Here is a 12875-nt window from a genome sequence, read left to right on the forward strand (position 1 = left end):
ATGAAATCATTGATTAGTAAAGACGACTTGATAAAACTAGGATATAAGAAACATACTGCAATTAGTATTATTCAAGCGGTAAAGCAGGATTTGGTGTATAATAAAGGTATACCATTCTACAATAACCGTAGACTTGGACTAGTCCCACGGGAAAGAGTAGAAAACCTTATCGGTGTAAAACTAGATGAGGAATAACAAATGGCAAAAACACGTTATAGCGGTGTGTTTGTTGATACGAAAGGAAAATATTTCTATGAAACAGAGCTAGGTATTGATAGAATCAGTGGTAAACGTATTAGAAAGAAAAGTAGAAAAGATAGCAACGGTAAGCCTTTTTCTACTGCCAGAGAGGCGTATTTAGAATTGACTCGGGTAAAACGAGAGTATCACAAAGCTCATACTTACGCTAATTACAATATGACTGTCAAGCAGTTTATTTTAGATTGTTATATACCATATTATAAATCGTATGTGGAAGAAAGTACTTATGCTGTCAGAATCAAAAATCTTGAAAAGATTGCTGAACGATTTTATAACAAGACACTACGTGGTTTGACTATTGAAGATATTCAAAACTATCGGATATGGTTACTGTCAAGTAAAGATGAAAACGGTTCTGGCTACTCTCAAGCCTACGCTAGTCTAATCTTTGGTATGTTTAGAAAGTCTCTTGATTATGCTGTAGAAATGGGTTATTTGGAAACTAATATCTCTAAGAAAGCCAAAGCTATTCCGAAAGGAAAGGCTATCGTTCCATACTGGACTAAAGTAGAATTTGAGCGTGTTATTGCTCAAATCTGTCTTGATGATTTTTATGAACATCTTAATTTCGTTATGCTTTGGACTTTTTTCATGACAGGTATTCGAGTAAATGAAGGAATGGCACTTTGGTGGAATGATATTGATTTCGATAAAAAGCGTATGCGTGTTCATCATATGCTTATTCTAAAATCAAGAAAAAACTGGCAAAGAAATGCCTATACCAAAACAAGTGATGGCAAACGTATTATTTCCCTAGATGATGATACGATTTCTATTTTAAAGCGTTGGAAAGACAGACAGAAAGAAATTGGTTTAGGCAATGAAACTGATTTTATATTTACATATGATAGCCTTCCAATGATAAAATCTACACTAGCTAGAATTATTCAACGATATTCTGAACTAGCTAATGTAAAGCGAATACAGGGAAAAGGACTTCGTCATAGTAACGCTTCTTATTTGATAAACGAGTTTAATGTATCTGTCTTGATTTTGTCGAAAAGGTTAGGTCATTCTAGCCCAGAAATTACTTTGAAACATTATTCACACCTTTGGCGTGGAGCTGACGAATCTATTGCTGAAATAATGAGTGGGAATATATCCATACATACAGCTCCAAAAACAAAAATTCAATTCAACGGGAATCAAAATCTAAAAAGATAACCCCGCCAGAAATCCCGCCAAATATATTTAAAAGGCATTATAAACCTTAATAAATCAAGGTTTTCTGGCACTAAACCTATGAAATTTTTAATTGAATGGGAATAGAGTTTTCTATAATAAAAATAATAGCGCTGAAGCATGAACTTCAGCGTTTTGTAAAAAAGAAAAACATATACTCCTTTCCTTTTGAATTATTTCTAAAAAGAAAACTGTAAAAAATAATCAAAATCATTATGTCGGATAAAAAATCATCAATAACACGTTTAAATAAGAGAAAGAAAGTAAATGGCAAAAAATATTGAACCTAAACTTCGAAAAATTGGAGATTATCTTAAACTAGAGGATAATACAATTTTTACTATTCCAGAATATCAACGAGCATATTCTTGGGGAACAGATAATTGCGATAAACTTTGGCAGGATATTCAAAATTTTGTCGCGAGCAACAATAAAGATTCGTACTTCTTTGGAACTATCATTATTAATTGCCAAGAAGATGATACAAGATTTGGATTGATTGATGGTCAACAGCGTACGACAACCTTTTTACTATTATTAAAGGCATTACTTATTAAAATTAATGATTCGATAAAACAAACACCAAACGATGAAGATTCTGCAGGACTTCTCCGTGGTCTAAAAGAACGGAGACGAAAGATCATGGGAATTCTTTATAAGGTTGAGTCTGAAGATATTACCGATGAACCTAACAAAGAAAGGGACGGAGAAATATGTAAAAGATTGCTAACTTTAGAAAGCTACTCTATTAACGAACGGTATAAAACAGACCTCTCTTCTATTCTAAATTCTGTAGATTACGATGAAGCGAAAAGTAATGTTATCAAAATCCCATACAAGCAGAAAGATAATAAGTATACAAATTTTTTCCGCAACTTCAACTACTTTTACACAGTCATTGAGGAATTGCCTGCTTCTCAACTAAATATAATTGCAAAAGCTTTTACTGATAATTGTGAAGTGATTGAAATTAAGAGCTGGCAGGTAGAGCAAGCCATAACAATGTTCAACTCTCTTAACTCTGATGGACTTCCGTTATATGATGCAGACATTATATCTGCAAAACTATATGCTATAGCAGAAAAAGATGGTAATGGAAAAGAATTTACGAATCTTTGGACAAGCCTCTTATCCCAAATTAGTGATTTAACTAAGAATGGTATTGCTAATATAGATTCTATCTTAATGCAACATATGTACTACACAAGGGCTATACGTGGAGAGACTGTAAGTGATTCGGGTGTTGTAAACGTTACTACACCTGGATTACGAAGATACTATACAGAGATAAATAAGGACTTGCTAAATTCTCCAGTTAATTTATGTAAAGACATGATTAGATTGGCTAAAATATGGAAAAAAATTTCCGAATATCCATGTGTTCAGGTATTGTTAAAATTTAACGAAAATGCAAAACTTTTTCTTTCAAGCTATTTATATAGATTTGATGTAGACAATGTAAAAGAGGAAGGGGTCGAGATCATCGTTGAAAGCCTGTTGAAACTATTTACAATCATGGAGCTGGTAGATGCTGGCTATTCAAGTAAGTATTTTAAGACATTCCTTTTTGCAGAAGAGGTTAAATTAGCTGATAAAGAGATTAGCGAGCTAAAAATCAAACAAGACTTTGAGAATCATCTTCGTTATAATTGGGATAACGAAGATATCAAAAGCGAAATATTGGAGTATAATAAACATAAACTTGTATATTTGAACGAGTATCTATTTGCTAAAGAAACAAAATCAACTTTCCTATTAGGAGATAAATATGATATTGAGCATATAATGCCATTAAGTGGTAAAAATCTACAAGAAATTCGCAAAGATGCCGAGATTAATTCTGAAGAGGAATTTCGTGCAATAGTAAATAAACTTGGAAATAAAATTTTGCTCGAGGAAAAAATCAATCGCTCAATTGGAAATCAATGGTTTAGAACAAAGGTATCTACAACACAAAAGAGTAAATTAGGCTATGTTAATAGCATTTATCCCTTAGCGACTGCTCTTGTAGAAACTTATGGCAATTATGTAAAGCCATATTGGAAAAAAGATGATATTAATAAGGCAACAGAGAAAGCCAGTAATCGTATAGTGAGATTTATCTTTGGATAAAAAATAGTGTAGGCTGAAGAGAATTCTTTAAAACTAGCTTGCTACAATTATTCTTTGTCAGATTTCAATGAAGTAACTATAGAAAATAAGAACGGAAATAGATTTTCCTGTAAGATAATACCGCTGGATCATGAACTTCAGTGGTTTTTCTTTAAATTTTGAAATTCGATGGTTTCAAGGTTGTAGGAATCCCTCCCCCCTACTTCTCTTTTTAAATCCTTAAAACCATGCTATAATATAGTAAGTATAGCTCCAATAACCTGATTATAAAAGTCAGCGATAAAGATTTCTTACATCATCCGTAAGTATTATTCTACTCTGATTCATATTATAATGAAAGTAACAAAAAATGGAGGTGTTTCACATGGACACAATTTTACGAGTAGAATCATTAAAAAAGTTTTATGGGAAAGGTCCCAATATTACCAAAGCCTTGGATAGCATATCTTTTCAAGTTGTAAAAGGTGAGTTCTTAGGAATTATGGGGAGTAGCGGTTCTGGGAAAACAACTCTTCTTAACTGTCTAGCCACAATCATCAAGCCAACTGACGGTTCCATTCAAATGCAAGAAAAGTATTTAGGTCAGTTAAAAGGGAGCCAATTAGCAGATTATAGAGGCAAGGAAATTGGCTATCTCTTCCAGAATTTTGAGCTCTTGGACAATCTTACAGCCAAAGAAAATATTTTACTTCCCTTGTCTTTGCACGAGGTCGATGCCAACGAAAGCAAGGTTCGGTTAGAATTACTTTCCCAATATCTGGATATTTCTGAACTTCTGGATAAGTTCCCTTCTCAATTATCAGGTGGTCAACGGCAAAGGGTAGCTGCTGCGCGCGCCTTAATTTTAGACCCTAAGATTGTATTTGCGGACGAGCCCACAGGAGCTTTGGATTCAAAAAATGCGACCATTTTGATGCAAAAATTATCCGAAATGAATCAAGTGGAAAAAACCACCATTCTCATAGTGACCCACGATTCTGTCGCAGCTAGCTTTTGCAACCGCATCTTGTTTATCCAAGATGGAAAACTATTCCATGAAATCCGTCGCGATTATCCAAGAGAAAGTCAAGAAGACTTCTATCACAGAATACTAAAGGTCATGGCTGCACTAGCTGGAGGTGATGGTAATGTTTTCTAAATTAGTCTCAAGAAATAGCAAGAGAGATCGAAAAAATAACGGCTTGTATTTCAGTTCTATGGTTCTGTCTATTATCTCCTTTTACATCATCCTTTCTTTGTCTCATCAAGATGTGATGCACTTTCTAAAACAAATAGAAAGTGACGCTGTAAATAAACTCTTTAGCATGATTCCCATTCTTTATGTAGCAACGCTCTTTATTCTCTTTTTTCTAGTCTACTTCTCAAGCAGTATGCAGATGGAAAGGAGAAAACATGAATTTGGTGTCTATCTCACACTGGGCATGCGAAGAAGCAAACTCTTCTTACTGCTCCTACTCGAGGATTTGAGAAACAGTGTCCTTGCCCTTGGAATAGGCCTTCCTATTTCCATCTTAATTTCAGAATTGATTAGCCTAATAACCGCTAAAATTGTGGGACTAGGGATTATTGAACATCAATTTTCTCTATCTACCACAGCTCTACTCTATACAGTCATCGGCTTCCTAGCCGTAAAATTAGCTGTTTTTGTCCTTTTAAGTACAAAGACTGCCAATATGGAAATCGGAAACCTGCTCGCCTATTCTCCTTCTGGGATGAAGAAACTACTCCCCAAGGGGGTGTACCTTCTTGCTTCTGTCCTCGGAATTTTGCTTCTAGGAACAGCCTATTACATGGGTATGAGTGGACGAGCTTGGGAAAATGTCATAACAATGGGCATCACCGTTCTCTTAGGAACTCTGGGAACTATCCTACTCTTCTTTGGTATGCGTTTATTTATAGACTTTTTGGTCAAGCTTGGAAACAATCGAAAACTTCATGCCTATAATTTTAGACAGATTCAGGAATTAGTTATCCAACGCTCAACTATACTGGCTGTCTGCTCCCTCTTAATTTTCTCTGCCTTGTGCCTCTTTGGAGCAGGTGTGGCCATTACAAGCGGCAATCCAGGCAATCAAACCCACGTATTGGATTATACATTTAGAGATAGCAAGCAGGAAACAGATGAAAATCTTGATGTGAATACAGTTAAAAAAGAGCTTGAAGCTGCTGGACTGGCATCACAGTTTTCAAAGATTCTGCAAATTAAAGTAGGCCAAACTAAAGAACACGAGTCCGTGTCCTTCGAAGAGATCATCAAGGAGTTGAAAAAGCAAAAAGGAAGCAAGAACATGGAAATTTTGCTCCAAAGATTTAAACAGTCTACTACTTCCCACCTCATACCAGTTTCCGAATACAATGAACTTAGAAAGGCTGCCAGTCTCCCTCCTCTAGAATTAACTAATAAGGAAGCATATTTGTATATGGGGAAAGATTTTCTGCCAGATGAAAGTCTCGTCAACTCTGTCCTAAAGACAAAGCCTCAAATCAAAGTCATGGGAAATGATGTAAAATTGATTGGCGAGGTGGAGTCTTTGCCAATCGTAACGGATCATGAGATAACCCTCTCTGTCGCTCTCATAGTTCCAGATGAGATTTTTATGAGCTATACAGACGGTCGCTATTCGAACTATGTTAGCGGTATCTTGGCTCCTGAGCTAGTCAAGGAAAAAGGCTTGATGAGAGCTATCTCAGATACCAATGAAAAGCTAAATCAAACCTCTCTTGGCTATGAAAGCTATATACAAAATATGGGAAGACAATTGTTTTACATTATCTCTGCCAGCTATGTTACCATCTATCTGTCTATCACCTTCCTTGTTGTCGCAAATACAATTATCGGCGTTCAGTTTTTGATGGGACAAAAACAATCCTACAGACGATACCAGACCTTAATCCATCTTGGTGCCAACTACGAAACTCTTTGTAAATCGTCAGAAAAGCAAGTCAACTGGTATTTCGGTCTACCAATAGCCCTTGCACTTATCAGTAGTAGCTTCGGAGTGAGCTCCCTCCTCACAGGAATAGTGCCCACTAGCGCAAGAATGGTTATGGGGCAGAGATTTATCACAGCCATGCTGATCGTACTGCTCTTAGCTGGCTTTGAAGTCATCTATATCAGAATTGTAAAGAAAAATAGCAACAAGTACTTATTGTCATTAATGGAACCCAAAAGAGATGAATAAGGTAGAATAAAATAGGAAAAGGAGGAACCAATATGAAGCATATTCTGGTTATTGAAGATGAAGCCTTGATTCGAGATGAAATTGTCATCTTGTTAGAGAAAGCGGGTTATCAAGTTGATAAGTTGACTGACTTCAAAGATACAAGCCAGCAAGTGTTGCAATACGATACAGATCTAATCATACTGGATTTGAATTTGCCAGGAGAAACAGGTTTTCAAATTTGTAAAAATCTCAAGTCAAAACGCTCTGTCCCTATATTGGTTCTCACTTCCCGTGAACAATTAAAAGATGAAATCTACGCCCTGAAATTAGGGGCAGATGAGTATCTAACAAAGCCTTTCAAGAAAGAAAGATTTTTGGCACGTATAGAAAATATCTTGAAACGCTATGAAGGCAGACAAAATCTACTTGAAAAAGATAATTTTCTGCTGGATAGACAGACCTATACCCTTTATATCAATGGACACTCGATTTTACTCCCCCAAAATCAAGGGAAATTGTTAGAAACTTTATTAGTGGCAACTGATTCTGTCGTCACAAAAGAAGAACTAAGCATGAAACTGTGGAATACAACTGAGTTCATCGATGAAAATGCCCTTCAAGTAAATATTGCAAGACTCAAAAAGGTGATGAAACAGGCTGGCATTGCACTTCAAGTCAAGTCCGTCAGAGGCATCGGTTACAAATTGGAAGAGGAAAGGGAATATGAAACAGAATCCTAAATATTTGGCTACCTATCTGCCTTGGTTACTTGTTCTCTTAGCATTTGATCTATTCACAGCTGTCCTGCTTTGGCTTTCAGACGTGAGAAAGTTTCAAGCCCTCATCATTCTCTATCTTTTAGCTACTGTCCTGCTCTTTTTCATCCTATCATTCCTACTGATAAGAAAAGAAAGAAAAAAATCCGCTGCCTATAAAGCCTTCATAGCCAATCCTAAGATGGATACGGAGCTGGAATTATTGCGTTTATCAAGTGCCTCAGAGAAAGAAAGCATCGAAGAAATCGCAAATGCGCTTTACCAAAGGCAAGCGGAAATAGGAAAGCTCAACTCATTACTAGCCGAATACGAGGACTATGTTGAAAAATGGGCTCATGAAATCAAACTCCCTCTTTCGCTTCTTTCCCTCCTTTTGGACAATCAAAGTGACCAGTTGCCAAAGGATACAACTTTTAAGTTGGACTATGTGAAAAATCAAATCCAAGGAAATGTATCACAGATACTATTCTATTACAGGGTGAAAAGTGAAAAAAATGATTTTCTATTTGAAGACCTTGACCTCCAAGAGTGTATCCAAGATCTTTTGGAAAACTTTGATCCCTTGCTCAAAGAAAAGAAATTTACGATTCAGCTAGAGAACATACAAGGAATCTGCTACACCGATCAACGCAGTTTTGAATTTATCCTCTCTCAAATACTCGCGAACGCCCTTAAATATAGCTCTGACAAGCCCGAACTCAGTATTTCTATGTCAAAAGATAAGGGGCGCACAAGTCTGATTATTAGGGATAATGGTTGCGGAGTTAAAGCTTGTGACCTTCCTCATATCTTTGAAAAAGGCTTTACAGGTGATTCAGGTGATACAAGGAAAAAATCAACAGGTATGGGGCTCTATCTAGTCAAACAATTAGCAGATGCTTTAAAAATCGAAATCACAGTAAATTCCGAATGGATGCAAGGGTTTGAAATCTCTCTTTCTATTTAGTCAATTTTTCGATTAAGAAAATTGCCTAAATAGAAAGCACATATGCTATATCAAAAAGGAAAGCACTTCTGCTTTCCTTTTTTATTTGCGTTTCTTCTTCGCTTTCTTCATTTTGTTAGCCATGCGTTTCATGGACTGTTTCATAGCAAATTCACCGATTTTACCTTTTAGTCCACCACCAAACATCTGGCTCATATCTGGCATTCCCGCTCCTCCTAGAGCTGATAAGTCAGGCATACCACCTTGTCCCGTCATTCCTTCAAGGGCAGACATATCCATTCCTCCCATATTTGGCATATTTTTAGGAAGATTGTTTGGATTGATTCCCATCTGCTTCATCATCTTGTTCATATCTCCAGACATAACACCTTGCATGAGCTGTTTAGCCTGGTTAAAGTCTTTGATGAATTTATTGACTTCGACAAAGGTATTTCCAGAACCTGCAGCGATACGACGGCGACGGCTTGGATTTAGCAAATCTGGATTTTCACGTTCTTCAGGTGTCATTGAAGACACAATAGCACGTTTGCGAGCAATCTGGCGTTCATCTACCTTCATGTTTTGAAGGGCTGGATTGTTAGCCATACCTGGAATCATCTTGAGCAAGTCTTCCATCGGCCCCATATTTTGCACCTGATCCAACTGATCAATGAAATCATTGAAATCAAATGTGTTTTCACGCATCTTCTCAGCCATTTCAAGGGCTTTTTGCTCATCGTATTCTTGAGAAGCTTTCTCAATCAAAGTGAGCATATCCCCCATACCAAGGATACGGCTAGACATGCGATCTGGGTGGAAGGTTTCGATATCTGTTATTTTTTCACCTGTACCAGTGAACTTGATTGGTTTTCCAGTGATGTGACGAACCGATAGAGCCGCACCACCACGAGTATCCCCATCAATCTTGGTAAGGATGACCCCAGTGACTTCCAACTGAGCATTAAACTCACGCGCAACATTGGCCGCTTCTTGACCAATCATGGCATCAACCACGAGGAGAATTTCGTTTGGTTGAGCCAATGCTTTTACGTCACGAAGTTCATTCATCAAAAGCTCATCAATCTGCAAACGACCTGCCGTATCAATCAAGACATAGTCATTATGGTTAGCTTGGGCTTGTTCCAAACCTTGACGAACAATCTCAACAGCTGGAACCTCTGTTCCAAGAGCGAAAACCGGCACATCAATCTGTTGACCCAGAGTTTTCAACTGGTCAATAGCCGCAGGACGATAAATATCCGCCGCAATCATCAAAGGACGAGCATTTTCTTCTTTCTTGAGTTTGTTGGCCAATTTACCGGCAAAAGTTGTTTTACCAGCCCCCTGTAAACCAACCATCATGATGATTGTAGGAATCTTAGGTGACTTGATAATTTCTGCCGTATCAGAACCTAAAACGGCTGTCAGTTCCTCATCAACGATTTTAATAATTTGTTGCGCAGGATTAAGGGTATCAATGACCTCATGGCCGACTGCACGCTCACGAACTTTCTTGATAAAGTCCTTTACAACAGGCAAGGCAACGTCGGCCTCGAGCAAGGCTAAGCGAATTTCTTTGGTTGCCTCCTGGACATCAGCTTCAGATATTTTTCCTTTTTTACGTAGATTTTTAAAGACGTTCTGCAAACGTTCTGTTAAACTTTCAAATGCCATGTTTCTTCCTCTTATTCTCTATTATCAATGCTTGTTAAAATTTCTATCTGCTCCTTCAGAAAGTCATCCTTGGGATAGCGCTCCAAAATCTGGTCAAAAATCTGACTGCGGACAATGTAGTCCGAGTACATGTGCAATTTCATCTCATAATCTTCCAGAATCTTTTCTGTCCGCTTGATATTATCATAAACAGCCTGACGACTGACACCAAATTCCTCGGCAATTTCAGCAAGGCTATAATCATCAGCGTAGTAGAGCTCGATATAATTCATTTGCTTGTCTGTCAAAAGCGCCGCATAAAATTCAAAGAGCGCATTCATACGGTTGGTTTTTTCGATTTCCATAACCTTTATTATACCAAAAAATCTATTATACTTCTACATTAGAAGTCATTCTAATAAAGATAGAAAAATAATGGTAAGTTCTAAAAGCAACTTCCACATAACTTTTCAACGTAGAATTTTTTTCGATTTAGGTTCGCTTTCTTTTGAGGGTCAAGCGGCTTTTTCCCCGTGTTTTTTCAGATCCAAGCCAATCTCAACTTCCAGTTGCCACTCATGAATCCAACTTACTTGCCTAGAACTTAGTGAGTATATTTGTGGCTATTGTCTGCGACCATAATACGAATCCCATCAATGAAAATCTCAGTTTAGTCAACAAAGAAAAGCCCTTAGAAACTTGTAGTCTAAAGGCTTTGTCTTAAATCTGAAACCAACGTGGATAACGTTGGTCTTTTACTTTTACCCAATCACACTTCCGTTTGGTACAGCTGGATCAACTGTAAGAAGGGTTAATTGTCCATCATGTTCAGCTGAGAGAATCATCCCTTGGCTGACATATTTTTTCATCATTTTACGTGGTTTGAGGTTGGCAACAATTTGGACTTTCTTGCCGACCAATTCTTGTTCATTTGGATAGTATTTTGCAATTCCTGAAAGGATTTGACGATCTTCACCATCACCAGCATCTAGGCGGAATTGAAGCAACTTATCAGAACCTTCCACTTTGGAAACTTCTTTGACTTCGGCGACACGAATTTCAACCTTGTCAAAGTCTTCAAACTTGATTTCATCCTTGTTAAGTTTGAGCTCAACTTCATCCGGATTCCATTCTTTTTCGACTGCTGGTTTATTTCCTTCCATTTGTTCTTTGATATAGGCGATTTCTTCTTCCATATCCAGACGTGGGAAGATTGGTGTTCCTTTAGCAACTACTGTTACACCCTCAGGGAAAGCAGCCAAGCTCAAGTTTTCTAGGCTAGAAACTTCTGAAAGACCAAGTTGTGCCAATACTGCACGACTGGTTTCCATCATAAACGGCTCAATCATGTGAGCTACAACACGAAGGCTGGCTGCCAAGTGGCTCATAACACTTGCCAATTGGTCACGAAGAGCTTCATCCTTAGCCAAGACCCATGGAGCTGTCTCGTCGATGTATTTATTAGTACGAGAGATCAGAGTCCATACTGCTTCAAGGGCACGTGGGTAGTCAACTGCTTCCATGTGTGTATGGTAATCAGCGATTGATTCGGCAGCTACTTGAGCAAGAGCATGGTCAAATTCAGTCACACCTTCTACATAGGCTGGAATTTGTCCATCAAAGTACTTGTTAATCATAGAAACCGTACGGTTGAGGAGATTTCCGAGGTCATTTGCCAATTCATAGTTGATACGACCTACATAGTCTTCAGGAGTAAAGGTTCCGTCTGAACCAACAGGAAGACTACGCATGAGGTAGTAACGTAGTGGATCTAGTCCATAGCGCTCTACCAACATTTCAGGATAGACCACATTCCCTTTAGACTTAGACATTTTGCCGTCTTTCATAACAAACCAACCATGGGCAATCAAACGGTCTGGCAATTTGATATCCAACATCATAAGAAGGATTGGCCAATAGATTGAGTGGAAACGAAGGATGTCTTTTCCTACCATATGGAAAACAGTTCCATTCCAGAACTTGTCAAAGTTACCATGTTCGTCTTGACCATAGCCAAGAGCTGTCGCATAGTTAAGAAGAGCATCAATCCAAACATAGACAACGTGTTTTGGATTAGATGGTACTGGAACACCCCATGTAAAGGTTGTACGAGAAACCGCCAAATCTTCCAAACCAGGCTCGATGAAGTTGCGGAGCATTTCATTCAGACGACCATCTGGAGTGATGAACTCAGGATGGGCTTTGAAAAATTCTACCAAGCGGTCTTGGTATTTGCTGAGGCGAAGGAAGTATGATTCCTCAGAAACCCATTCCACTTCGTGACCTGATGGAGCGATTCCTCCAGTTACATTTCCAGCTTCGTCACGGAAAACTTCTGCCAGCTGGCTCTCTGTAAAGAATTCCTCATCTGAGACTGAATACCAACCAGAGTATTCACCTAGGTAGATGTCATCTTGAGCCAGCAAGCGTTCAAAGACCTGCGCCACTACCTTTTCATGGTAATCATCCGTTGTGCGGATAAATTTATCATAAGAGATATCTAGTAATTGCCAGAGTTCTTTGACTCCAACAGCCATACCATCAACGTAGGATTGTGGTGTAATTCCAGCTTCTTCAGCTTTCTGCTGGATTTTCTGACCATGCTCATCAAGACCTGTCAAATAAAAGACATCGTAGCCCATCAGGCGTTTGTAACGTGCTAGGACATCACAAGCGATGGTTGTGTAGGCAGAACCGATATGAAGTTTACCAGATGGATAGTAAATCGGCGTTGTAATATAAAAATTCTTTTCAGACATAATTTTTCCTTTCCAGGCAAATGAAACCTGTTTTTCTAACACT

10 protein-coding genes are annotated in these 12875 nt (G+C 38.0%); 7 read left to right on the forward strand and 3 right to left on the reverse strand.

Translation table 11 applies throughout. From position 1 onward, the window contains the following. The 7 genes from N8M66_RS05005 (at position 1) to N8M66_RS05035 (ending at position 8441) form a co-directional block, all read left to right on the forward strand. Positions 1-195 (forward strand): DUF3173 family protein, encoded by a 195-nt coding sequence (locus N8M66_RS05005; protein WP_070479310.1) that lies wholly within the window; start codon positions 1-3, stop codon positions 193-195. 3 nt (positions 196-198) lie between these two features. Next, positions 199-1425: a tyrosine-type recombinase/integrase gene (locus N8M66_RS05010; protein ID WP_016398787.1), complete on the forward strand. Its 1227-nt coding sequence runs from the start codon at positions 199-201 to the stop codon at positions 1423-1425. Positions 1426-1710: 285 nt separating this feature from the next. After that, the gene (locus tag N8M66_RS05015) at positions 1711-3555 is read left to right on the forward strand and encodes a DUF262 domain-containing protein (protein ID WP_261045981.1); all 1845 of its coding nucleotides are present in this window, start codon (positions 1711-1713) and stop codon (positions 3553-3555) included. Between the two features lie 364 nt (positions 3556-3919). After that, positions 3920-4693, forward strand: coding sequence for an ABC transporter ATP-binding protein (locus N8M66_RS05020; RefSeq protein WP_261045982.1), 774 nt, complete (start codon positions 3920-3922; stop codon positions 4691-4693). After that, positions 4683-6737, forward strand: a complete 2055-nt coding sequence (locus N8M66_RS05025) for an FtsX-like permease family protein (protein ID WP_261045984.1) — start codon at positions 4683-4685, stop codon at positions 6735-6737. Before N8M66_RS05020 ends, N8M66_RS05025 begins: the two co-directional genes overlap by 11 nt. 32 nt (positions 6738-6769) lie before the next feature. Further along, complete coding sequence (locus tag N8M66_RS05030) at positions 6770-7459, forward strand: response regulator transcription factor (RefSeq protein WP_042751014.1); 690 nt, start codon at positions 6770-6772, stop codon at positions 7457-7459. Then, positions 7443-8441: a sensor histidine kinase gene (locus tag N8M66_RS05035; protein ID WP_261045987.1), complete on the forward strand. Its 999-nt coding sequence runs from the start codon at positions 7443-7445 to the stop codon at positions 8439-8441. The genes N8M66_RS05030 and N8M66_RS05035 overlap by 17 nt, the downstream gene beginning before the upstream one ends. An 81-nt stretch (positions 8442-8522) precedes the next feature. Here N8M66_RS05035 and ffh read toward each other — a convergent pair whose 3' ends face one another. The 3 genes from ffh to metG all read right to left on the reverse strand — a co-directional run bounded on the left by ffh (position 8523) and on the right by metG (position 12832). After that, on the reverse strand, positions 8523-10094 hold the full coding sequence (gene ffh / locus N8M66_RS05040; protein WP_261045989.1) for a signal recognition particle protein: 1572 nt from the start codon (positions 10092-10094) through the stop codon (positions 8523-8525). 11 nt (positions 10095-10105) lie between these two features. Further along, positions 10106-10438 (reverse strand): putative DNA-binding protein, encoded by a 333-nt coding sequence (locus N8M66_RS05045; protein ID WP_004260758.1) that lies wholly within the window; start codon positions 10436-10438, stop codon positions 10106-10108. A gap of 396 nt (positions 10439-10834) precedes the next feature. After that, the gene (gene metG, locus N8M66_RS05050) at positions 10835-12832 is read right to left on the reverse strand and encodes a methionine--tRNA ligase (protein ID WP_261045992.1); all 1998 of its coding nucleotides are present in this window, start codon (positions 12830-12832) and stop codon (positions 10835-10837) included. Between the last annotated feature and the right edge of the window lie 43 nt (positions 12833-12875).

The organism is Streptococcus mitis (assembly GCF_946188585.1).
Classification (GTDB): domain Bacteria; phylum Bacillota; class Bacilli; order Lactobacillales; family Streptococcaceae; genus Streptococcus; species Streptococcus mitis_DG.

Excerpts from the sequence above, each read along its gene's own strand:
- N8M66_RS05005 (WP_070479310.1), top strand. The coding sequence starts at position 1 with ATGAAATCATTGATTAGTAAAGACGACTTGATAAAACTAGGATATAAG.
- N8M66_RS05010 (WP_016398787.1), top strand. The coding sequence starts at position 199 with ATGGCAAAAACACGTTATAGCGGTGTGTTTGTTGATACGAAAGGAAAA.
- N8M66_RS05015 (WP_261045981.1), top strand. The coding sequence starts at position 1,711 with ATGGCAAAAAATATTGAACCTAAACTTCGAAAAATTGGAGATTATCTT.
- N8M66_RS05020 (WP_261045982.1), top strand. The coding sequence starts at position 3,920 with ATGGACACAATTTTACGAGTAGAATCATTAAAAAAGTTTTATGGGAAA.
- N8M66_RS05025 (WP_261045984.1), top strand. The coding sequence starts at position 4,683 with ATGTTTTCTAAATTAGTCTCAAGAAATAGCAAGAGAGATCGAAAAAAT.
- N8M66_RS05030 (WP_042751014.1), top strand. The coding sequence starts at position 6,770 with ATGAAGCATATTCTGGTTATTGAAGATGAAGCCTTGATTCGAGATGAA.
- N8M66_RS05035 (WP_261045987.1), top strand. The coding sequence starts at position 7,443 with ATGAAACAGAATCCTAAATATTTGGCTACCTATCTGCCTTGGTTACTT.
- ffh (WP_261045989.1), bottom strand. The coding sequence starts at position 10,094 with ATGGCATTTGAAAGTTTAACAGAACGTTTGCAGAACGTCTTTAAAAAT.
- N8M66_RS05045 (WP_004260758.1), bottom strand. The coding sequence starts at position 10,438 with ATGGAAATCGAAAAAACCAACCGTATGAATGCGCTCTTTGAATTTTAT.
- metG (WP_261045992.1), bottom strand. The coding sequence starts at position 12,832 with ATGTCTGAAAAGAATTTTTATATTACAACGCCGATTTACTATCCATCT.